This window comes from Kribbella aluminosa, from assembly GCF_017876295.1.
Lineage (GTDB): Bacteria > Actinomycetota > Actinomycetes > Propionibacteriales > Kribbellaceae > Kribbella > Kribbella aluminosa.
Genome location: NZ_JAGINT010000002.1, coordinates 4,073,777 through 4,095,556 on the forward strand (window position 1 = coordinate 4,073,777; position 21,780 = coordinate 4,095,556).

The 21,780-nt window shown below is 69.6% G+C and carries 17 protein-coding genes and 1 pseudogene; 10 read left to right on the forward strand and 8 right to left on the reverse strand.

Going from position 1 to position 21,780, the window contains the following annotated elements; all coding sequences use genetic code 11:
- Positions 1-2: 2 nt before the first annotated feature.
- The 3 genes from JOF29_RS40455 to JOF29_RS40465 all read right to left on the reverse strand — a co-directional run bounded on the left by JOF29_RS40455 (position 3) and on the right by JOF29_RS40465 (position 5,975).
- The gene (locus tag JOF29_RS40455; RefSeq protein ID WP_209699581.1) at positions 3-488 is read right to left on the reverse strand and encodes a DUF4262 domain-containing protein; all 486 of its coding nucleotides are present in this window, start codon (positions 486-488) and stop codon (positions 3-5) included.
- Between the two features lie 74 nt (positions 489-562).
- Positions 563-1,348, reverse strand: a complete 786-nt coding sequence (locus JOF29_RS40460; RefSeq protein ID WP_209699582.1) for an Fpg/Nei family DNA glycosylase — start codon at positions 1,346-1,348, stop codon at positions 563-565.
- A 4-nt stretch (positions 1,349-1,352) separates the two neighbouring features.
- On the reverse strand, positions 1,353-5,975 hold the full coding sequence (locus JOF29_RS40465) for an ATP-dependent helicase (RefSeq protein ID WP_209699583.1): 4,623 nt from the start codon (positions 5,973-5,975) through the stop codon (positions 1,353-1,355).
- A gap of 148 nt (positions 5,976-6,123) precedes the next feature.
- Between JOF29_RS40465 and JOF29_RS40470 the strand changes: the two genes are divergently transcribed.
- Positions 6,124-7,218, forward strand: a complete 1,095-nt coding sequence (locus JOF29_RS40470; protein ID WP_209699584.1) for an LppM family (lipo)protein — start codon at positions 6,124-6,126, stop codon at positions 7,216-7,218.
- Positions 7,215-7,409: a DUF3046 domain-containing protein gene (locus JOF29_RS40475; protein WP_209699585.1), complete on the forward strand. Its 195-nt coding sequence runs from the start codon at positions 7,215-7,217 to the stop codon at positions 7,407-7,409. The genes JOF29_RS40470 and JOF29_RS40475 overlap by 4 nt, the downstream gene beginning before the upstream one ends.
- Before the next feature lie 28 nt (positions 7,410-7,437).
- Here JOF29_RS40475 and JOF29_RS40480 read toward each other — a convergent pair whose 3' ends face one another.
- Both JOF29_RS40480 and JOF29_RS40485 read right to left on the reverse strand, forming a co-directional pair.
- Positions 7,438-7,998 (reverse strand): GrpB family protein, encoded by a 561-nt coding sequence (locus tag JOF29_RS40480; protein ID WP_209699586.1) that lies wholly within the window; start codon positions 7,996-7,998, stop codon positions 7,438-7,440.
- Between the two features lie 39 nt (positions 7,999-8,037).
- Entirely contained in the window at positions 8,038-8,829 is a 792-nt protein-coding gene (locus tag JOF29_RS40485) for a hypothetical protein (RefSeq protein ID WP_209699587.1), read from the reverse strand.
- A gap of 249 nt (positions 8,830-9,078) precedes the next feature.
- Between JOF29_RS40485 and recA the strand changes: the two genes are divergently transcribed.
- The 6 genes from recA (at position 9,079) to rny (ending at position 17,099) form a co-directional block, all read left to right on the forward strand.
- Positions 9,079-10,158 (forward strand): recombinase RecA, encoded by a 1,080-nt coding sequence (gene recA, locus JOF29_RS40490; RefSeq protein WP_209699588.1) that lies wholly within the window; start codon positions 9,079-9,081, stop codon positions 10,156-10,158.
- Between the two features lie 1,615 nt (positions 10,159-11,773).
- The gene (locus JOF29_RS40495) at positions 11,774-12,268 is read left to right on the forward strand and encodes a regulatory protein RecX (RefSeq protein WP_307863947.1); all 495 of its coding nucleotides are present in this window, start codon (positions 11,774-11,776) and stop codon (positions 12,266-12,268) included.
- A 292-nt stretch (positions 12,269-12,560) separates the two neighbouring features.
- Complete coding sequence (locus JOF29_RS40500; RefSeq protein ID WP_209699589.1) at positions 12,561-12,998, forward strand: GNAT family N-acetyltransferase; 438 nt, start codon at positions 12,561-12,563, stop codon at positions 12,996-12,998.
- A 9-nt stretch (positions 12,999-13,007) separates the two neighbouring features.
- Positions 13,008-13,412 (forward strand): MmcQ/YjbR family DNA-binding protein, encoded by a 405-nt coding sequence (locus tag JOF29_RS40505; protein ID WP_209699590.1) that lies wholly within the window; start codon positions 13,008-13,010, stop codon positions 13,410-13,412.
- A gap of 796 nt (positions 13,413-14,208) precedes the next feature.
- Positions 14,209-14,868: an antitoxin gene (locus JOF29_RS40510; protein WP_209699591.1), complete on the forward strand. Its 660-nt coding sequence runs from the start codon at positions 14,209-14,211 to the stop codon at positions 14,866-14,868.
- Positions 14,869-15,458: 590 nt separating this feature from the next.
- The gene (gene rny, locus JOF29_RS40515; protein WP_209699592.1) at positions 15,459-17,099 is read left to right on the forward strand and encodes a ribonuclease Y; all 1,641 of its coding nucleotides are present in this window, start codon (positions 15,459-15,461) and stop codon (positions 17,097-17,099) included.
- 6 nt (positions 17,100-17,105) lie between these two features.
- On the opposite strand, the pseudogene JOF29_RS40520 reads toward rny, so the two are convergent.
- From JOF29_RS40520 to JOF29_RS40530, 3 genes and pseudogenes are all read right to left on the reverse strand, one after another.
- Positions 17,106-18,282, reverse strand: a pseudogene (locus JOF29_RS40520) (acyl-CoA dehydrogenase family protein).
- Between the two features lie 45 nt (positions 18,283-18,327).
- A complete protein-coding gene (locus tag JOF29_RS40525; RefSeq protein ID WP_209699593.1) occupies positions 18,328-18,903 on the reverse strand; it encodes a DUF1707 SHOCT-like domain-containing protein in 576 nt (191 codons plus the stop codon).
- 21 nt (positions 18,904-18,924) lie between these two features.
- Positions 18,925-19,617 (reverse strand): type 1 glutamine amidotransferase, encoded by a 693-nt coding sequence (locus JOF29_RS40530; protein WP_209699594.1) that lies wholly within the window; start codon positions 19,615-19,617, stop codon positions 18,925-18,927.
- A gap of 80 nt (positions 19,618-19,697) precedes the next feature.
- Between JOF29_RS40530 and JOF29_RS40535 the strand changes: the two genes are divergently transcribed.
- Both JOF29_RS40535 and dxr read left to right on the forward strand, forming a co-directional pair.
- Entirely contained in the window at positions 19,698-20,531 is an 834-nt protein-coding gene (locus JOF29_RS40535) for an FHA domain-containing protein (protein ID WP_209699595.1), read from the forward strand.
- A gap of 28 nt (positions 20,532-20,559) precedes the next feature.
- Positions 20,560-21,780 carry a 1-deoxy-D-xylulose-5-phosphate reductoisomerase gene (gene dxr, locus JOF29_RS40540; protein WP_209699596.1) on the forward strand — a complete coding sequence of 407 codons (1,221 nt, stop codon included), beginning with the start codon at positions 20,560-20,562 and terminating at the stop codon, positions 21,778-21,780.

Here is a 21,780-nt window from a genome sequence, read left to right on the forward strand (position 1 = left end):
GCTCATCGGACACCTCGGTCGGGAGTCCGCCCGTTGCCAACGGGCTGGATCAGCGTGATGCGGCTCGGCCAGACGAGCTGGAGCGCAGGCAGCGGCGGCTGCCCTGGCCGGCGGTACATGGTGTTGGCCACATGCAGGTGCAGCTCGGAGTCGGGGAACCGCAGCAGCTCGGCAGTCTGCGGCGGCGGAAAGAATGCGGACAGGTCGTCGCCCTCGTCGAACTCGGTGCCGTCCAGGACCGCCCAGGCCAGTGGCTTGAGGCTGAGGTACGCGTAGCAGGGCTCGCTCTCGAAGACGATGATTTCCGGATGCTGGAACTGGCTGAGACCCACCGTGTACCCGAACGCAGGGTTCCGGCCGCCGTCGCCTGGGATGTATGTCATCGTCCAGCCGTACGTCTGGACGTTCTCCTCGATCCACCGCGAGTAGTCCTCGTCGGTCAGGTCACAGCACCTGATGCACATCGCCATCTCCTCTCGATCGAACATTTGTTCGATGCGCCAGAGAAGGTATCCGTGTTCTGCCGCCGCGGGGGAGTTGTCCACAGGGAAGTTTCGGCCGATCAGCCCTCGGGCTGGCAGGCGGGGCACCAGTAGGTGACACGTTGACGGGTCGGCTCGCCCAGGGAAGCGGTGCGAATCGTCGTACCGCATCGGCGGCACGGTTTGCCGGCGCGTTCGAACACCCAGGTGCGCTGACCGGGACGGTCCACCCCGGTGCTCACCTGAACGCCGTTCCGGACGCTGGCCTTCAGCAGTTTCCGGCTGAGATCGATCGCGGCCGGTACGTCGACGTCCGACACCGGGCGCCATGGATGCAGACCGAGCAGGAAGCAGACCTCGGTCCGGTAGAAGTTGCCGATCCCGGCGAGATTGCGCTGGTCGAGCAGCGCCTCGCTGATCGTCCTCCCGGGGTCGGACTCGACGTTGGCGACAGCCACTGCCCGCTCGAACGACGGTGAGAGCAGATCGGGACCGAGATGCCCGACGACGCTGTCCTCCTTGTCGGTCGCGACGAGATCGAGCACAGGCAGCTGGTACCCGACCGCGGTCCACGTCTCCGTCTCGAGCACTGCCCGGATCTCGTCCGTAGGCCCGCCACGCCAGCGTTCTCCGGGCCGGTAGAGGTGCCAGCTGCCGTCCATCCGGAAATGGCTGTGCAGGGTCAGCCCGCCGGACAGACGCATCAGAATGTGCTTGCCGCGCGCAACGACCTCCAGCATGCTCCGGCCGCTCAGATCGGTCGTCGCCAACGACGGCACCCGGAAGTCCGTTCGGACGAGCTCCTGCCCGGCAAGAGACTGGTTCAGCCGTTTGCATGCCCTCCAGACGGTGTCTCCTTCAGGCATCTCTTCACGCCCGGAGCCGCAGGCCGCGCGGGGTCGCGTGGAAGCCGGCCTTGGCCAGCGCGTCCCCGAAGGCTGTGTGCCGAACCTGTTCGCCGTCGGCCGTCTCCACGCTGAGCTTGCCCAGCTGACCGTCCCGGATCGCCAGCGCCAGCGCGTCGACGGCGGGCTGCAGCAGTCCGGAGTCCTCGGTGAAACTCAGCACGGTCCGGCCGCCGCGTTCGACGTACACGATCAGCCGACCGTCGACCATCACGACCAGCGCGCCGGCCTTCCGGCCCGGACGGTGTCCGCCGGCGTTGTCCCGCTCGGGCCACGGCAGCGCGGCGCCGTACGGGTTGGCCGGATCCGACGCAGCCAGTACGACGGCACGCGCGGTCAGCTCATCGTTCTTGCGGGTTCGGCCCGTTCCGCGTGCGCTGCCCGGCGGTCCGACCGTTCGTTCGGGCTCTGCTGGAGGAAACTCGGCAAGCGCTCGGAGCCGATCGACAGCGCCCGGCAACGCGAACTGCGCGGCTCCCAACCCCGCGACGAAGTATCCGCGCCGGCACCGCCCGGACTCCTCGAACGCACTCAGCACCTTGTACACCGCCGCGAATCCGCCAGGGGTCCGCTCGGTGATGACCGATCCACGCGTCACGATGCCGTAGCGGTCGAGCAGCGTCTCGGCCGCGGCATGCGCCCGCCGGGTCGTGTCCGAACTACGGGCCGGAAGCAACGACCACCGCCCGCCCGCTGTCGGCGGTCCGCCCCGCGACGGCATCGACGGCCGCCCCGGTCGAATCGGACGTCCCGGCCGCGCGCGCGGCGTCGTACGGCGGGCTCGATGACTGCCGCCGCCGCTGACGAGCGAGCGGACCGGCGTCAGCGTGTCGTTCGTGAGGTGACCGGCCCAGACGAGATCCCACAGGACGCTGACCAGCGCGACGTCCTCGACCACGCCGGAAGTCGACCCGATCACGTCACTCAACTGCCGGAAGAAGAACGCGCCACCACCTGACAAGGCGTCCAGCACCGCCTGGTGCGTGTCGCCCAGCTCGAACGCGGGATCCGGGTCCGGCAACGTCAGCTCGCAGTTGTCCGCCAGATGCAGCGACACCCACCCGTCCGTACCGGGCAGCGAGCCCGAGCCGGCCCACACCACCTCGCCGGTCGCCGTCAGCTCGTCCAGCATCGACGGCTGGTACCCCGGCACCCGCGAGGGCAGCACGATCGATTCCAGCGCCGAGGCCGGTACGGCGCAGCCGGCGAGCTGCTCGACCGCGCCGAGAAGTACGTCGTACCCGCGCCCGCGGCCGCTCGTGATCCCTTGCCACGCGGGCAGGAACCGGGCCAGCGCGGACGGGTCGACCGGCTCGACCTCCTTCCGCAGCGCGGCGAGCGAACGCCGCCGCAGCAGTCGAAGCACCTCGCTGTCACACCATTCGAGAGCGATGCCGCCCGGAAGGAACTCGCCCTCGACGACCCGCCCGGCCGCGCCCAGCCGACGCAGCGCCTCGCTCACGACCGCGACGCCGATCCCGAGATGCGTCGCGAGATCGATCGCCCGGAACGGCCCGTGCGTCCGGGCGTACCGCGACACCAGATCACCCAGCGGATCCGCGACGGGCTCTGCGTGGGCCTCTGCCACCCCTGGCGGCAGCGGCACGCCGAGAGCGTCGCGCAGCCGCGCGACATCCTCGACGACTGCCCACCGGTGCTCGCCCGCGATCCGCACGCGTACGACACGACGGGCCGCCGCGAGCGACGTCAACCATGTCTCCGTGTCCGAACCGTCGACGCAGCGCTGGCTCGCTTCCGACAAGGACAGCGGCCCGACGATCCGCAGTACGTCGAACAGACCCTCGGCGTCGCGTGCCCGGCGGTCCTCGGCCAGGCGTTGCAGCTCGGCCTCGGTGCGCAGTACGACTTCCGCGTCCAGCAGCTCGCGGAGCTCGGTCCGCCCGAGCAACTCGGCCAGCAGGCTCTGGTCCAGCGCGAGCGCCGCCGCACGCTTCTCGGCGAGCGGGCTGTCGCCCTCGTACATGAACGCGCCCACATAGCCGAACAGCAAGGACTTCGCGAACGGTGACGCCTCGGTCGTCTCGACCTCGACGACAGAGATCCTGCGCTCGCTGATCCCGGTCAGCAGATCCTTCAGCGCGGGCAGGTCGTACACGTCCTGCAGGACCTCGCGCAGCGTCTCGAGCACGATCGGGAACGACCCGAACTTGCTTGCCACACTCAACAGTTGCGAAGCCCGTTGCCGCTGCTGCCACAACGGTGATCGCCGCCCCGGATTGCGCCGCGGCAGCAGCAACGCCCGCGCCGCGCACTCCCGGAACCGGGCCGCGAACAGCGCTGACCCGCCGACCTCGGTGGTCACCAGGTCCTCGATGTCCGCCGGATCGAACAGCACCAGATCCGCACCCGGCGGCGCCTCGTCCGTCTCCGGCAGCCGGAGCACGATCCCGTCGTCACCCGACACCGACTGCGCATCCATTCCGTACCGATCGCGGAGCCGTGCCGCGATCGCCAGCGCCCACGGGCCGTGCACCTGACCGCCGTACGGCGAATGCACGCAGACCCGCCAGTCGCCGAGCTCGTCGCGGAACCGCTCCACCACGATCGTCACGTCGTCCGGCACCCGGCCGGTCGCGTCGCGCTGCTCGGCGAGGTACGACACCAGGTTGTTGGCGGCGTACTCGTCGAGTCCCGCGGTGCGCGCCCGCTCGACCGCCTTGCCGGTCGGCAGCGACGCCATCTTGCGGACGAACGCGCCGGTCGCGGCGCCCAGCTCGGCCGGACGCCCGACCGCATCGCCCTTCCAGAACGGCAGCCTGCCGGGCTGACCCGGCGCGGGGGAGACCAGCACCCGGTCGTGGGTGATGTCCTCGATCCGCCAGCTCGACGCACCGAGCGTGAACACGTCGCCGACCCGCGACTCGTACACCATCTCCTCGTCCAGCTCACCGACCCGGTGATTGGTCGACTCGCCGACCAGGAACACCCCGAACAGACCGCGATCCGGAATCGTCCCGCCGCTCGTCACGGCGAGCCGCTGGGCGCCTGGCCGGCCCGAGATCTCGCCGCTCACCCGGTCGAACACGATCCGCGGCCGCAGCTCCGCGAACTCGTCCGACGGATAGCGGCCGGACAGCATGTCGAGCACCCCGTCGTACGCCGATCTCGGCAGCGTGGCGAACGGGGCGCAGCGGCGGACCAGGGCGAAGAGTTCGTCGACGTCGACCGCGTCGAGGGACACGATCGACACGATCTGCTGGGCGAGCACGTCAAGCGGATTCGCCGGGATGTGCAGGCTCTCGATCAGACCCTCGCGCATCCGCTGCACGACGACTGCGGTGTCGATCAGATCGCCGCGGAACTTCGGGAACAGCACGCCCCGGGACACCGCGCCGACCTGGTGACCGGCACGACCGACACGCTGCAGACCACTCGCGACCGAAGGCGGCGCCTCGACCTGGATCACCAGATCCACAGCACCCATGTCGATGCCGAGCTCGAGGCTGCTGGTGGCGACCACGCAGGGCAGGCGCCCGGACTTCAGGTCTTCCTCGATCAGCGCCCGCTGCTCCTTGCTGACCGAACCGTGATGAGCGCGGGCGATCAACGGCGGCGCTGCCAGCGAGCCGCCGGACTGCGCCATCAGCTGGGCGGGCGACCCGAGCTCGGGCAGTTCCAGCTCGGCACGCTCGGCGGCGATCTCGTTCAGCCGGGCCGTCAATCGCTCGGCCAGGCGGCGCGAGTTCGTGAAGACGATCGTCGAGCTGTGCTGAGTGATCAGGTCGAAGACCTGCTCCTCCACATGCGGCCAGATCGAGGCGTGCTGCTGCGGCCCGGCCGCCGACCCGGACGTCTCCACCTCGGTCGCGGCCAGCTCCGCCATGTCCTCGACCGGCACGACGACGCTCAGCTCCCACTGCTTCGTGAACTTCGGCTGCACCACCGTGACCGCACGCTCGCCGCCCAGGAACCGCGCGACCTCCTCGACCGGACGCACGGTCGCGGACAGGCCGATCCGCTGTGCCGGCTTGGGCAGCAGCTCGTCGAGCCGCTCGAGCGTCAGGGCCAGATGCGCGCCGCGTTTCGTCCCGGCAACCGCGTGCACCTCGTCGACGATGACGGTCTCGACGCCGCGCAAAGACTCGCGGCCTTGCGAGGTGAGCAGCAAGAACAAGGACTCGGGCGTGGTGATCAGTACGTCGGAAGGTCGCGTCGCGAACCGGCGCCGCTCGGCCGCGGGCGTGTCACCGGACCGCACGGCGACCTCGACCTCGACCGGTGCCTCACCGAGCCGGCGTGCGGTTTCGCGGATGCCGATCAGGGGCGCGCGGAGGTTGCGCTCCACGTCGACGGCGAGTGCCTTCAGCGGCGACACGTACAGCACCCGGCAACGCAGCTTCGGATCGTCCGGCGGTGACGTCGTGGCCAGCCGGTCCAGCGCCCACAGGAAAGCGGCCAGCGTCTTGCCTGATCCGGTCGGGGCAACCACCAGCGCGTCCCGGCCCGCCGTGATGGCGTCCCACGCCTCGAGCTGGGCCGGGGTGGCCGCCTCGAAGACGTCGCCGAACCACGCCCGGGTCGCGGGCGAGAACCGGCTCAACGCGCTGGTTTTCTTCACGCCGACCATCTTGCCGGGTGCCGCCGACAGTTTTCACGCGGCTGCTTCACACCACTGCTTCACACGCCGATGCCTGCTCGGCGCCGGTCGCCCGCTGTGAGCACCCGCTTTCCGTCCGGTGCGCAGGTTGTCCCCGTCGTCTGGAATGATCGGCGACATGATGAACCGCGTACGCGCAGCCCTCGTCGTCGTGGCCTGCCTGATCGGATTGACCGGGTGCGTCAAGATCGACGGCGACCTGAAGGTCGGGTCGAACGAGACGGTTTCGGGCTCGATGAAGATCGGCGTGGACAAGCAGCTGCTGCAGTCCAGCGGCCAGTCCCTGGACAAGATCCGCCAGGAGATCGAGAGCAGCATCAAGTCGTCCGCGACCGAGGGCGTCACGTGCAAGTCCTACGAGGACAGCAAGTTCGTCGGCTCGGACTGCAGCTTCTCGAACGTGCCCTTCAGCAAGATGGGCGGCGCGAGCCAGGACGGCATCGCCTTCAGCAAGAACGGCGACAAGGTCAAGGTGGCTGTGAACGGCGGCACCGTCGGCAGCAACCTGCCGTCGGGCGGCAGCCAGCCGGAGGTCAACCTCAAGATCACCATGCCGGGCAAGATTCTCGAGCACGACGACGGCGCCAAGGTCAGCGGCCGGACGGCGACGTACGACAGTCTCGACAAGCTGGGGAAGATCTCGCTGACCTCCGAGGCCGGCGGTGGGTTCCCGGGCTGGGCGCTGATCCTGATCATCGTGGTCGTGCTGCTGGTGATCGCCGCGGCGGTGTTCTTCGTCCTGCGTAGCCGTAAGGGCAAGGGACAGCAGGGCTACGGCCAGCCGTTCCCGGGGCAGTATCCGGGACAGCCTGGTCAGTACGGCGGTCCGGGGCAGTATCAGGGGCAGCAGTACGGGCAGCCTGGTCCCGGTGGGCAGTACCCGGGACAGCCGCAGCAGTACGGCGGTCAGCAGGGTCAGCCCGGTCAGTACGGTGGCCAGCCGGGGCAGTACCCGGGCCAGCCGCAGCAGGGCCAGCCCGGGCAAGCGCCGTACGGTGGTCAGCCGGGTCAGCAGTCGCAGTACCCTGGGCAGCCGCAGCAGGGTCAAGGGCAGTGGGGCTCGCCTCAGCCGGGTCAGCAGCCTGGCCAGCCGCAGCAGGGTCAGCAGCCGCCGCCGCAAGGTGGCTGGGGCCAGCAGGGTGGTCCGTCAGCGCCTCAGCAGGGGCAGCAGGGCGGTTGGGGACCGCCGAAGGACAATGACGGGCAGGCATGAGACTGACTGAATTCTGGGCCCGGATGGATCACCATCTCGGTACCGCCTACGCACGGACCTGGGCGGAGACCCAGGTGGTCCAGGAGCTCGACGGCCGTACGGTCGTCGAGGCCTTGGGCGACGGTGAGGCCGCCAAGGTCGTCTGGCGCGCCGTGTGGGCGCACCTCAACCTCCCGCCCAGCGAACGCTGACGCCCACCAGCACGCAGTACGCCGCCCGTTAACCGGCCCATCCGGTGCGGGCGGCCCATTCCTCGGCCGGCAGGTAGACGAGATCGCAGACCGGGTCCTTGAGGTCGCTGTAGTCGCCGATCTCCAGCCCGAGCGCCGCGGCATGCTGCTTGAACGCGCCGTACGCCCGAGCCGTCTGCGGATGCGCCCGCAGGTAATCACGGAACAGGAGCGCATAGCGCTGGTTGGCGCGGCCCGCCACCCGGACGTGCAGGTTGACCCGGCGCCGGTACATCGGTTCGACGAGCATGCGCTTCACCCACTGACCCTCGTCCGTGGGCAGGCCCGGCACCGGGTGGTCGCGCCGCGGCGGGCGAAGTTCCCAGTCCGCGGCGACCATCCGTTCGGCCACAGCGGCAAGCTCGGGTTCGGCGGCTACCGTGACCTGGATGTCGAGAACGTCCTTGGCGGGCAGGCCGGGTACCGAGGTGGACCCGATGTGGTCGATCCGCTGCGCCGGCCCGCCGAGCTCGCCGCCGATCGCGTAGGCGATCTTCTGGTACTGCGCGGGCCAGGTCTCGTCCGGCGTCACGATGACGATCTCAGTCATGCGCAGATCCTCTCAGTACGGCGGTGTGCCGCCCAGCGATCAGATCGGTTTGACCCGGAAGGTGCTGTTGGTCAGCAGTTCGCCCGCCTCGTACGCCGCCTTCCGGATGCCCGTGCGTTCGTCGAAGAACCCGCCGACGACGCCGACACCGGGGAGCTTGCCGATGAACCGGGCGCCGAGGCTGCCGCGTGGCCGCTCCTCGAACACCTCGCTGAGGCCGCCGAACAGCTTGCTGAGCCGCCAGACCAGCCGAACGCCCTTACGCAGACCCATGTCGGTCGAGACCTCGTCGAGCCCGAGCTCCTCGGCGACGTCGTCGCCGGCGACCACCGGGTCGTCGTACTCGAGCACCTCGTCCGGGGTGATCGGGCGGCCGGTCAGCACCCGGATGATGACCGCCGTACGGTCGGCGTGCGCCTCGACGCCGTACTCACGGCAGACCGCGCCGATCACCATCGCCTGCACGGCCGCGCCCAAGGTGTCCTTCATCGGCAGCCGGTCCGCCGCCGCGCCGCTGAGCCGGGGGAGTCCGGCGACGATCGCGGCGAATCCGCCGAGGCGCTCGACCCACCAGTCGCAGCGCTTGGCGAGCGGGAGGGCCGGCCACTCCTCGTGCCCCGGGACCTTCATCTGGAGCAGCCGGTCGATCGCGAGGATCAGGCCCTTCTCGGCGAGGTTCGGCTTCTCCTGCTCGGAGTACTCGGTCAGGTAGCTGCGGATGCCGAACGGGTCCTGGGTACGGAGCGCGTCGAGGACGTGGTCGATCCCGAGCTCCACCCGGCTGATCGCGAGAACCACCGCGGAATCGGGGACGTCCGGCCGGTCTGTCACGCCCGCAAGAGTAGAGATCCGGTGGGTCAGGGTGTCGCTGGGGCAGGCTTCGGCGTGTCAGTTGTGATTCGAACACGTGTTCGGGATACTTTGGTCCCCGGAAGGTGCTGGGACGGCCGAGTTGTCCACAGATTCGAAGTGGCGGCGAAAACTGTCCGAGGCAACGAATACCTTCTCTGGCGACAACGAACTTCTTTCGGGCGGCCGGGTGGCGGCCCCGGATTATCAGATGGGTCAGGTGGCAGTCACATGGCGGGTGCAGCGAGTGCGACGAGCGCGGAGCGCGCGGCGGCCGATCGCGAGAAGGCGCTGGCGACCGCGCTGACGCAGATCGAGCGGCAGTGTGGCAAGGGTTCGGTGATGCGCCTTGGGGAGCAGAACAGGCCTCCGATCGAGGTCATCCCGACCGGGTCGATCGCGCTCGACATCGCGCTCGGGATCGGCGGTCTGCCGCGCGGTCGCGTGGTGGAGATCTACGGTCCGGAATCCTCCGGTAAGACGACCGTCGCCCTGCACGCGGTCGCGAACGCTCAGCGGGCCGGTGGGATCGCGGCGTTCATCGACGCCGAGCACGCCCTCGACCCGGACTACGCGCGGAAGCTGGGCGTCGACACCGACGCGCTCCTGGTCTCGCAGCCCGATTCCGGTGAGCAGGCGCTGGAGATCGCCGACATGCTGGTCCGCTCCGGCGCGATCGACATCGTCGTGATCGACTCGGTGGCCGCGCTGGTGCCGCGCGCCGAGATCGAGGGCGAGATGGGCGACAGCCACGTCGGTCTGCAGGCCCGGCTGATGAGCCAGGCGCTGCGGAAGATGACCGGTGCGGTCAGCGGGACGAACACGACCGCGATCTTCATCAACCAGCTGCGCGAGAAGATCGGCGTGATGTTCGGCTCCCCGGAGACGACGACCGGTGGTAAGGCGCTGAAGTTCTACGCGTCGGTGCGGCTGGACGTTCGCCGGATCGAGTCGCTCAAGGACGGCACCGACGTGGTCGGTAACCGGACCCGCGTCAAGGTCGTGAAGAACAAGGTGGCCCCGCCGTTCAAGCAGGCCGAGTTCGACATCATCTACGGCCAGGGCATCAGCCGCGAAGGCAGCCTGCTCGACCTCGGCGTGGAGCAGGGCTTCGTCCGCAAGGCCGGCGCCTGGTTCACGTACGAGAGCGACCAGCTCGGCCAGGGCCGGGAGAACGCGCGGAACTTCCTGCGCGACAACCCCGACCTGGCGAACGAGCTGGAGAAGAAGATCATGGAGAAGATGGGCATCGGTCCGACCCTGGACCAGCCGGCCGACAAGGCCGCGGCCGAGGTCGATGTCGACTTCTGACCGACCCTCCGCGGGCGGCAGCGTCCCCCGGCAGCCCATAGCTGCCGAGGACGCCGCCCCCGCGGCGCTGTCCCTGCCCCACGACGAACGCCTGGCCCTGGCGCGCAAGCTCCTGGCCGAAGGCGCGTCCGGGGCTGCGACGGCCTCTGCGAGTGAGCCCGCCGAGAGCACGTCGTACCGTCGTACGGCGTCTCGACGGGTGGCCGACCAACGCGGTACGACGCAATCGGATGACGGTCCGCCCGAAGCTTCGACGCGCCGGGGGCAAGGAAGTCGCCCGAGTGCGCGCGGTCGTGGTGCGGACGGGAGCCGGGTGGACTCGGACGAGATCCAAGAAGAGGGCGAGTGGAGTGCGGCGCGTCGACGCCCGGGCTCTATTCGCCGGACTGCCGGCACGGTGGACCCTTGGGACGAGCCCTCACCCGACGAGACTGACCCGACAGACGCCCGGGCCGAACGGAAACCCCGGCGACGGCAGGATCCTGCTCAGCCAGACACCGAAACATTCCGCGCGGAGCCACAGGCGGCCCGGCCGGCGACCCGCCGCAGTACGCCACGTCCACCCGCGAAGGTCGTTGACCCGTGGGGCGACGAGGACAAGCAAGTAACCCGAACCTTCAAGGCCCAGGCCGACAACCGGCTGGCCGAAGCCCGCGCCTTCGCCGCCGACGAACCCTCCTCGTCCACTGCGGACCCACACCTGCCGCCCACCGCCGACGAACCCTCCTCACACACCGCCCCGGGTCGCCGCGCCACGCCTCGGACCACTCATTCCCCCGAGACCACCCCCGAGCCCGAGACCACTCCCGAGCCCGAGCCCGAGACCACGCCTGAACCCGAGGCCGAGACCACCCCCGAGCCCGAGACCACGCCTGGGTCCGAGACCACGCCTGGGTCCGAGACCACGCCTGGGTCCGAGACCGGGCCTGGGTCCGAGACCGGGCCTGGGTCCGAGACCACGCCTGGGTCCGAGACCACACCAGAGCCCACGCTTCAGGCCAGGCGTGAGCCCGGGACCGCGCGACCCGCCGACGGCGGGAGAGGTCGCTCTACGCCGCCGCTCGAACCTGAGCCGTCGCAGGCGACCCCGGGAGCCGATCTCGTCGGCGCCTTTCCCTTCGATCCGTGGGCAGAACCAGACGATCCGGCTGAGACCGCTGAGCCACCGGCCGACGACAATCGTGCGGTTCCCGATCGTGCGGTTCCCGATCGTGCGGTGATGGATGGTGCTGCGGGGGTGGCAGTTGATCCTTGGGGGGAATCGGGGGATGAGATTGGGGCGGGTGGGAGTTCAACTGCCTCGGGCGGTGGTGGGGTGCGCCGTTCTCGTGCGCAGACGCCGGCGGCGACCGGCGGAGTCTCCCGTGGTGGGCGCGATGAGAGTTTGAGTGGGTCTACCGGCTCCGTACGTCCGGCACCTGTTGACCAGACTCCCCCGGGTCGCGACCGTGCTTCGGCGGCTTCGGCGGCTTCGGCGGGGAGTGGTGCGGGGGCGCGGGGGGAGCGGCGGCGTCGGGTGGGTGGTGGGGGGTTTGGGCGGTCGCGGAAGCGGCGGGTGGATGGCGAGCCGGGGGCGGCGGATCCGGGGGTTGATCAGGATGCTGATCCGTATTCGGTGGCTCGGACGATCCTGCTGGACAAGTTGACGGGGCAGCCGCGGACGCGGGCCGAGTTGGCGGATGTGCTGGCGGATCGGGAGATTCCGGATGAGGTGGCCGACGAGGTGCTGGATCGGTTCACCGATGTCGGGCTGATCGACGACGCCGCGTTCGCGAATGCGTGGGTGGAGTCGCGGCATCGTGGGCGCGGGTTGGGGAAACGTGCGCTGGCGCAGGAGCTTCGGCGGCGCGGGGTGGACGACGAGCTTGCGCGGGATGCGCTTGAGGAGCTTGATTCCGAGCAGGAAGAGCAGACCGCTCGGGAGCTGGTACGACGGAAGCTGCGGTCGATGCGTTCCCTCGAACGCCAGGTGGCGATGCGACGCCTGCTCGGGATGCTTGCCCGCAAGGGGTATTCGGGCGGCCTGGCGATGAGCATCGTGAAGCAGGAGCTCGACGCGAGTCACGACGAGTTCCCACTGCTGGACTCGTCCGGGTTGGAAGCCGAGTAGCCCCGTCGCGGCTGCTTGGAGCCGACACCTCGTCCGGAGCCCGCGCCTCGTCCGGAGCAGGAGTTGCGGTGGCTTGATAGGACCAGGGCCAGCTGGTCAGTTTCTGCATGGGGCAGGCCGCTCGGACGGGGGCATGCCTGCCTGGCTCGCGTACCGGAGGCCGTCTCTGGACGATCAGCGCAGTCGGACGGCGGCGACCTTGCGGACAGCGTTCGCTCGGGGTGCATACTCAACGTTTCGCCGGGGCACGCGGGGCGGAGAATCTTGGGGTGTACGCGGGATGGAGAGTGCGGTGACCGGCAGGCCCGGGCGCGGGTTTGTTGTGCGTGACGGTGCGGCTGAGGACCGGGTGGGGATCCGGCGGTTGTTGCGCGAGCTGCACGGTGATGTGGCTGAGTCGATGACGCTGCCGGTTGTGCGGCAGGAGGCGCGGACATTCGTTGCTGTCGACGGCCTTGAGTTGGCCGGCGTGGTGGTCGGGACGTTCGTGGACTACGGGCGCGAGCCGTACGGGACCATCGAGGAACTCGTTGTGGCGCCAGGGTGGCGTGGGGCTGGGATCGGGACTGCGTTGCTGGACGAGTGCCGGGGATGGCTGGCGGGAACTGGCGCCGAGGTGGTGTTCGTTTCGGCGGTTGGGGATGCGGCTGCGGAGTTCTATTTGCGGGCGGGGTTTGTTCGGTGTGTTGGGTCCTGGTTGTGGGGTGGGACTGCGGTGGGGCGGGAGTAGGTTGGGAGGATGGTGGGTTTTGGGGACGTCGAGCGGGTGGTTGCGGGGTTGCCGGGGACCGTTGAGGCGGAGCGGCATGGGATGCAGACGTGGACGGTCGGGGGGAAGGCCTATGCGTGGGTTCGGCCGTTCAGTAAGGCCGATTTGAAGCGGTTCGGGGAGGAGACGCCGCCGGAGGGGCCGATTTTGGCGTTGACGGTTGAGGATCTGGCGGAGAAAGAGGCTGTGCTCGCGGCGCGGGCGGGGGACGGGTTCTTCACGATTCCGCATTTCGACGGGTATGCGGCGGTGCTGGTTCAGCTCGACAAGGTGTCGGAGCGGGTGCTGGAGGAGGCGTTGCTCGACGCGTGGTTGGTGCATGCGCCGGCGGACGTCGCGAAAACCCACCTGGGCCAGGGCTATCCGCTCAGGTAGACCAGAAGGCGGCACTCGCTGGGTCGTGCGGCAACGCCCAGGCCGGCCCTCGGGCGCAGGCCTCAAGTTGGGTGCACAGAGGGTTTGAGTAGGTAGTGCGGAGGCTCAGGTAGGGGGGTGGGGGTGCTCGGGCAGGTCGTGCGGGAGGCGCTCAAAGTAGGTAGTGCGGAGTCGCTCGGTCACGCGAGCAGAGCGCTCTGGTAGGTAATGCCGAGGTGCTCGGGCAGGACCGGGTGGAGGCGCTCGAGTGGGGCGTGCGGAGGATGCTCACGTACGCGGTGCGAGGTGCTCCGGTGGGGCGTGCGGAGGAGGTTCATGTACGCGGTGCGGCGGCGCGGTGGGTTGTGGGGAGGCTGTGCACGGTGTCAGTAGGGCCGGGTAGATGGCCCGGGTGTAGGGCGCGGGGTGTGCGGAGGTGAGGGTGTGTGAGGTGCGCGGCCGAGGGGTGTGCGAGGTGCGGAGTCGACCGGTGCGTCGGGTGCGGGTTGACGGGTGCGTGGGGTGCGGAGTTGACGGGCGTAGGGGTGCGGGGTTGACGGGTGTGTGAGGTGCGGGGGCTGAGGGGGTGTGAGGTGCGGGGGCTGAGGGGGTGTGAGGTGCGGGGCTCACGGGTGGGGATTCGGCAGTATTAGGGGTGTGGGGTTACGGAGGGTTAGGGGGTTGGGGGAGTGGGGTGCGGCGAGGGGCGTTGACGGGTGGGGCGTGACGGTGTGTTATCCGAGGTAGGACCGGTATTTGGGCTGGTCCGTAGGCTGTGGTTTTCCGTCGATCCGCCCCAGACACCGCGGAGGGTGCAATGAACGATTTCCAGGAACAGGCGAAGAACTGGCTCCGGAATGTCGTCAAGCAGAACCCGGACAAGATCAAGGCCGGGGTCGAGAAGGCCGGCGACTTGATCGACAAGCAGACTGGCGGGAAATACGCGGACAAGGTCGACGCGGTCCAGCAGAAGGTCGGCAGCTTCGTCGACAAGCAGAATTCCGAAGACACCTCGACCCGGTCGGCGGGCGAATCCGAGCAGGCCAGCGAGCCCGCCGCCGCAGCGGATCCGACCCGCGCCGCTGAGCCCACCACCGCAGCAGCGGACGGGAGCTACGCTGCCGAGTCCACCACAGCAGCCGAGTCGACCGACGCTGCTGAGCCTGCCGCAGGAGCCGAGTCGGCCCACGCCGCTGAGCCCGCCGCAGGAGCCGAGTCGGCCCACGCCGCTGAGCCCGCCGCAGGAGCCGAGTCGGCCCACGCTGCTGAGCCTGCCGCAGCGGCCGAGTCGGGCCGCGCCGCTGAGTCCGGCGCGGGAGCGGAGTCGAGCCGCGCCGGTGAGGCTGCCGTGGGAGTGGAGTCGTCTCACGTTGGCGAGTCTGCCGGAGTACCGGAGACTGCTCAGGCTGCCGCCGAGTCGGAGAGCGCAGCGGGCCCGTCCGATGCCGTCGGATCGTCAGGGAGTCAGGCGCAGTAGGCGCGCGAAGCCAGGTGCGGCCCGTGAGGGGAGCTGTCGCGGGTCGTGCCGGCGAACCGGGAGCGGACAGCGCCTCGTCGACGGACGACGCCCGTACGTCGCGGTACCAGATCACAAGGTGGTCTTGTGGGGAGATCCGGGTCCGCGTGGGCGAGTGTCCGTCTTGACCGGCCGGTAGGCCGCGCTTAGCCTCGGCATCAGGAAGGGATGAATCCACCGGGTTCGGTGGCGGACATGAGACGGTGGGCCGGTGAAACGGCCGGCCGGACGAGAACGCAATCACGCTCTGCGGAGCTGAAGGAAGGGCGACGGTGCCGAAGTGTGCCGTCGGATAGGCAGGACCGCCGTAGTACCGCGCGTAGTGCCCGGCCGGGCCGACGAGCGGAGTTCCCGAAACCGGGACGTACGGTGCGGGTGTCCAGAACGACGGCGGACGGGGGTCCGCGGATCGTGAGTACCCGCGGCCGATCCGAAACACCGGCGCTGACACCGGCCGGTTCGCCGTACCCGCGATGCCGCCGTACCTGCGGATTCCCTTCGACCGATGGCCACAGTCCCTTGCCGGGACTCGACGGAGAGGGGAGACGCCGATGACCGCGATGTCCGTTGGCCTGGCCCTGATCGGACTGCTGATCGCCGGACTGCTGGCCTGGATCGGCATCACCCTCTCCCGCCGGAAGGCCGTCGAGACCGCAACCGCCCACCACGAGGTCGAGGCTGCGGCCGAGCAGGTCCGCCGGCAGGCTGAGGAGGAGGCCGCCGTACTGCGGTCCCGCGCCGCGACGGCGGAGCATCGCGCCGAGGAGGTGCGGCGTACCGCGGAGGACCGGGCGTCGGAGGTACGGCGGGACGCGGAGCAGCGGGCGTCCGACGTACGGCGGGAAGCCGAGGCGGAGGCGCAGTCGATCCGGGACGACCTGCGCGAGCAGCGCCTGGAGATGGAGCGCCGCGACCACCGGCTGACCGAACGCGAGGAGCGGCTCGACGAGCAGCACCGGGCGATCGAGGAACGGCAGACCGAGCTGACCGCGCAACTCGCCGAGCTGGCGCGGCGCGGCCAGGAGATCAAGGACCTGGAGGACGAGCGCCGGCGGATCCTCGAAGGGGTCGCGAACCTGACCGCCGAGCAGGCGAAGGCCGAGCTGGTGGCGGCGATCGAGGACGAGGCGAAGCGGCACGCGCACTCGACCGTCCGGGACATCGAGCGGCAGGCGCTCGACGAGGGCGAGACGAAGGCGCGCAAGATCATCACCGGCGCGGTGCAGCGGCTCGCGTCGGAGCAGACGAGCGAGTCCGTCGTGTCCGTCGTGCATCTGCCGAGCGACGACATGAAGGGCCGGATCATCGGCCGCGAGGGCCGCAACATCCGGTCGTTCGAACAGACCACCGGCGTGAACCTGATCATCGACGACACCCCGGAAGCCGTGCTGCTGTCGTGCTTCGATCCGGTACGGCGGGAGACGGCGCGGCTGACGCTGGACTCGCTGGTGCTGGACGGCCGGATCCACCCGAGCCGGATCGAGGAGATCTACGAACGCAGCAAGGGCGAGGTCGCCGAGCTGTGCGAACGGGCCGCCGAGGACGCGATGGCCGAGGTCGGCATCACCGAGCTGCACCCCGAGCTGGTCCGCACGATGGGCCTGCTGCGGTACCGGACGTCGTACGGGCAGAACGTCCTGAAGCACCTGGTCGAGTCGGCGCACCTCGCCGGGATGATGGCCTCCGAGCTCGGGCTGGATCCGAAGCTGTGCAAGCGTGGTGCGTTCCTGCACGACATCGGGAAGGCGCTGACGCACGAGTCCGAGGGCAGTCACGCGATCGTCGGCGCCGAGCTGGCGAAGAAGTACGGCGAGAACGACGACGTCGTGCACTGCATCGAGGCGCACCACAACGAGGTCGAGGTACGGACCGTCGAGGCGGTGCTGACGCAGGCGGCGGACGCGGTCAGCGGTGGACGGCCGGGTGCGCGGCGGGAGTCGCTGGAGGCGTACGTGCAGCGGCTCGAACGGCTGGAGGAGATCGCGATGCACCACGACGGCGTCGAGAAGGTGTTCGCGATGCAGGCCGGACGGGAGATCCGGGTGATGGTGCTGCCGGACGCCGTCGACGACATCGCGGCGCAGGTGATGGCCCGCGACATCGCCAAGCAGGTCGAGGAGGAGCTGACCTATCCCGGTCAGATCCGCGTCACCGTGGTTCGCGAGTCGCGGGCGACCGAGGTCGCGAAGTAGCTGGTCTCAGCGGAACGCGGACTGCCCGGTCAGGGCCCTGGCCGATGACGAGCTGGTGGACCTCGGACGTGCCCTCGTAGGTGAGCACCGACTCGAGGTTGTTGGCGTGCCGCATGATCGGGTACTCACCGCTGATACCGTTCGCACCCAGGATCGTCCGGCACTCGCGGGCGATCGCGATCGCCTCGCGGACGTTGTTGAGCTTGCCGACCGACACCTGTTCGGGGCGCAGCGTGCCCTTCTCCTTCAGGCGGCCGAGGTGGACGGCGAGCAGGATGCCCTTGTTGAGTTCGACCGCCATGTCGGCGAGCTTCGCCTGGGTCAGCTGGTACGCCGTGAGCGGCTTGTCGAACACGATCCGCTCCCCGGCGTACGCGATCGCAGTCTCCAGGCAGTCCCGGGCCGCGCCCATCGCGCCGAAGATGATGCCGAACCGGGCCTCGTTCAGGCAGCCGAGCGGACCGGACAGACCACGGGCCTCGGGCAGCATCGCGGTCGCCGGGAGGCGTACGTCGTCGAGTACGAGCTCGGCGGTGACGGAGGCGCGCAGCGACATCTTCTGCTTGATCTCGGGCGCGGAGAAGCCGGGCGTCGAGGTCGGTACGACGAAACCGCGAACGCCGTCGTCGGTGCGCGCCCAGACGACCGCGACGTCGGCGACGGAACCGTTGGTGATCCACATCTTCGAGCCGTTGAGGATCCAGTCGTCCGTGGCACTGGAACCGTCGCGGCGGGCGCTGGTGCGCATGCCGGCCGGGTTGGAGCCGAAGTCGGGTTCGGTCAGGCCGAAGCAGCCGATCGCCTCGCCGGCGGACATCCGGGGAAGCCACTCGTTCTTCTGGTCGTCGCTGCCGTACTTCCAGATCGCGTACATCGCCAGCGAGCCCTGCACGGAGACGAGTGAGCGCATGCCGGAGTCGGCCGCCTCGATCTCCAGGCAGGCGAGCCCGTACGCGACCGGGCCGAGTCCGGCGCAGCCGTACCCGGTCAGGTGCATCCCGAGGAACCCGAGCGCGCCGAGCTCCTTCGCCAGCTCCCGCGCCGGAATCGACGCCGTCTCGAACCACTCCGGCAGGGCAGGCCGCAACCGCTCATCGGCAAACCGCCGCGCCGCCGCCCGCACGTCGACCTCGTCCGCCGTCAACAGCGAGTCGACATCCACCAGATCCAGAGAAGCACCCATGTGCTCACGCTAGCCGGTGCCACCTCGACCGGGCTGTGCAGCAGCTCACTTGCGGTACCAGGGCCACCACCAGTGGGGTTTGCGGGGGTGGCGGATGACGATGCTGCCGTGGCGGGCTTCGCCGGTCACCCGGAGGCGGGTGCCGCCGGGGCGGGGTTGGACTGCCTTGTTCCTGGCGCTGCTGTGGACCATGTCGACCTGATCGATGTCGACGCTCCAGCCTTCCGGGACGACCATGACGACGGAGCTGTGGACGGCGTGGGCGTCGACATGGATCTCGGCCCACTGGACGAGCGCGTCGGTGAAGTCGAGCTTGACCGACGAGTGTTCCGCGATCGCGGTGAGGCGTTCGGGGACGGTCCACGCGCCTTCGCGCTTCTGCGCGCTGTGGCGGGCCCGGAGTGTCAGTTCCTGGGCGCTGCCGTGCGCTACCGGCACCAGGTCGGCGGTCGCGTTGCGGAGCTCCAGCTGGGTCTTGGCCGAGTAGATCTGGGTCAGCCGCTCGTCAAGTTCCTCGAAGTCCAGCCGCCCGTCGGTGTGCGCTTCCTGGACCACGGCGGCGGCACGCTCACGGTCGTTGTCGGACGCCCGGTGACCGGGCGGCGGCTGCTCCAGACTCATGCCCCCAAAGGTAGCGCCGCATCAGCCGACGAGGGACAGGAACCGGCCCACCACCGTCGACCAGGTCTTGTCGAGGTCCCCGGCGTACCGTTCCGCGTCCGCCACCACCTCGTCGGGGTCGAACCCGAGCGAACGCAGCCGCTCCGGGTTCCACCGCCGTACCCGGGCCGCCCCCACTTCCGGATGGAACTGGACGCCCCAGCTCTGACCGATCCGCAGCATCTGGTGCGGGCAGCGCTCGCTGGACATCAGCAGCACCGCGTCCTCCGGCAGCCGCGTGATCTGGTCCTGGTGACTCTCCACCGCCCACACAGAAGAAGGCAGCCCAGCCAGCAGTACGTCGTCCGCAGCGGCCGGGAGCACCGTCAGCGACGTCACGCCCTTCTCCGGCAGCCCGTACTTCCCCTTGACCTCTCCACCGAACGTGTGGGCCAGCAACTGTCCACCGAGACAGATGCCGAGCACAGGCACCTTGCCGTGCGCGTCACGTAGCAACAACCGCTCAGCCGGCAACCAGGGCGACCGTTCGTCCTCGTCCGGCAGCATCCCGCCGCCGAGCAGGATCAGGGCCGCATGCCCGTCGACCTGAAGGGGCACTGGTTCGCCGTCCCAGGCCCGGACGACGACCGGGGAGATCGCCCGAACGTCCATCCATTCCAGGAGGCGCCCGGGGCCGCTGTCCCGGTCGTTCTCGATGATCAGCACAGTCGTCACCCGGGCAACGGTACGGCGGCACACCGGGCGCCGGCGTACCGAAGTCGCGATTCCTGGATACTGATGCACTGGGGGTGCCGATGGAGCCTGTCAGTGGATTCGTGCGCGCCGTTGTCGGAGACGTGGCCTTCGTCTTCGGCAAGGGCATGGTGAGCGCGTACCTGCTCGCCCGCCGCAACGGGTGGCCGCGCCCGCAGCTGGACGTCCTGGTGCGATCGCACGGCCAGTACGTGCCGCTGTCCGTCCCCACGGGCACCGTGCCGGTGATTGGCCGGCTGGTCGGGCTCGACGAGATCGGCCCGGCGCCGACGATCACCGTCGAGTTCACCCCGGGCGACACCGGCGCCGAAGCACACCTGACTGCGAACAACCCGGTGCTCATCACGATCACCGACGTCAGTCACCGCGAGTACGACGCGGTAATACTGACCACGTCGCTCGGCTCCGCGGCGTACGCACAGCTGCCGCCGGGGTACTACCACGTGTCCGCAGTGGTCGTTGATGAGTACGGCGACCTGCTGCAGGGGTATGGCGCCCAGCACAACCTGCACGTGGACAAGGGGGACGACGTGATCGTCTCGCTGTCCATCCGGACCGCGGGCGTCGCGGAGATCGCTGCAGCGCTGGAGACCGGCCCGCAGCCCGCACTGGTCACTCAAGCCGGTGACGTCGTACCGCTGCTGGACTTGGTGCGCATCGGCCGCGCACCCGACTGTGACCTCATCCTGGACCGCCAGGAGATCAGCAGGCACCACGCGGAGCTCCTGCGCATCGACGCGACCAGCTACGAGCTACGGGACCTGGGATCGACCAACGGAACACAGGTGAACGGCGTACCGATCCAGACCGCAATGGTCGGTCACGGCGACGAGATCCGGCTCGGTGGGCTCCCGTTCCGCCTGCTGGTGTCCTGACCTGGAACTTACCTGGAAGAATGGCGCCGTGAACACGCGCAGCGTCGTCATTCTCGGCTCGACCGGCTCGATCGGTACGACAGCGCTCGAGCTGATCGGACGGAACCGGGACCGCTTCCGTGTGCTCGCGCTGTCCGCCGGCGGTGACAACGTCACGTTGCTGGCAGCGCAGGCGCTCGAGTTCGGCGTTGAGGTCGTGGCGGTCGCGAAGGCCACGGTCGCGCAGGACCTGCAGCTCGCGTTCTACGCGGAGGCGCAGCGCAAGGGGTACGCGAGGGGCGAGTTCCGGATCCCGAAGATCCTCACCGGGCCGGACGCGTCGAGCGAGCTCGCGGCGATGCCGTGTGACGTAGTACTCAACGGCATCAACGGATCGGTCGGTCTGCACGCGACGCTGGCGGCGCTGGACGCGGGGAACACGCTCGCGCTCGCCAACAAGGAGTCGCTGGTGATCGGCGGGCCGATCGTCACCCGGCGCGCCAAGCCCGGCCAGATCGTCCCGGTCGACTCCGAGCACAGCGCGATCGCGCAGTGTCTGCGCGGCGGTACGCCGGACGAGGTCCGCAAGCTGCTGCTGACCGCGAGCGGCGGGCCGTTCCTCGGCATGCCGCGCGGCGAGCTGGCGAACGTCACGGTCGAGCAGGCCCTCGAGCACCCGAACTTCGCGATGGGCCCGGTCGTCACGATCAACTCGGCGACGCTGGTCAACAAGGGCCTGGAGCTGATCGAGGCGCACCTGCTGTTCGGTATCCCGATGGACCGGATCGACGTGGTCGTCCACCGGCAGCAGGCGATCCACTCGATGGTCGAGTTCACCGACGGCGCGACCATCGCGCAGGTCGGGATCCCGACCATGACGGTACCGATCGCGCTCGCGCTCGGCTGGCCCGGCCGGATACCGGACGCGACCCGGCCGTGGAGCTTCGCCGAGGCGAGTACCTGGACGTTCCAGCCGGTCGACACCGCGGAGTTCCCGGCGGTCGAGCTGGCCCGGGAGGTGGGGACCCGGGGCGGTACCGCCCCGGCCGTGTTCAACGCCGCCAACGAGGTCTGCGTGCAGGCGTTCCGGGACGGCCGGCTGCCGTTCACCGGGATCGTCGACACGGTCGCCCGGGTGGTGACCGATCACGACGTACCCTCGTATGAGGAACTGTCCGTGGACGACGTGCTCGCCGCGGACGCGTGGGCCCGGACGAGGGCCCGTGAGATTACCGCCAGGACTACCGACAACGGCCAGGAGACCCACTAG

Coding starts and splice junctions, on each gene's coding strand:
- JOF29_RS40455 (WP_209699581.1), bottom strand. CDS start 488: ATGTTCGATCGAGAGGAGATGGCGATGTGCATCAGGTGCTGTGACCTG.
- JOF29_RS40460 (WP_209699582.1), bottom strand. CDS start 1,348: ATGCCTGAAGGAGACACCGTCTGGAGGGCATGCAAACGGCTGAACCAG.
- JOF29_RS40465 (WP_209699583.1), bottom strand. CDS start 5,975: ATGGTCGGCGTGAAGAAAACCAGCGCGTTGAGCCGGTTCTCGCCCGCG.
- JOF29_RS40470 (WP_209699584.1), top strand. CDS start 6,124: ATGATGAACCGCGTACGCGCAGCCCTCGTCGTCGTGGCCTGCCTGATC.
- JOF29_RS40475 (WP_209699585.1), top strand. CDS start 7,215: ATGAGACTGACTGAATTCTGGGCCCGGATGGATCACCATCTCGGTACC.
- JOF29_RS40480 (WP_209699586.1), bottom strand. CDS start 7,998: ATGACTGAGATCGTCATCGTGACGCCGGACGAGACCTGGCCCGCGCAG.
- recA (WP_209699588.1), top strand. CDS start 9,079: ATGGCGGGTGCAGCGAGTGCGACGAGCGCGGAGCGCGCGGCGGCCGAT.
- JOF29_RS40505 (WP_209699590.1), top strand. CDS start 13,008: ATGGTGGGTTTTGGGGACGTCGAGCGGGTGGTTGCGGGGTTGCCGGGG.
- JOF29_RS40510 (WP_209699591.1), top strand. CDS start 14,209: ATGAACGATTTCCAGGAACAGGCGAAGAACTGGCTCCGGAATGTCGTC.
- rny (WP_209699592.1), top strand. CDS start 15,459: ATGACCGCGATGTCCGTTGGCCTGGCCCTGATCGGACTGCTGATCGCC.
- JOF29_RS40525 (WP_209699593.1), bottom strand. CDS start 18,903: ATGAGTCTGGAGCAGCCGCCGCCCGGTCACCGGGCGTCCGACAACGAC.
- JOF29_RS40535 (WP_209699595.1), top strand. CDS start 19,698: ATGGAGCCTGTCAGTGGATTCGTGCGCGCCGTTGTCGGAGACGTGGCC.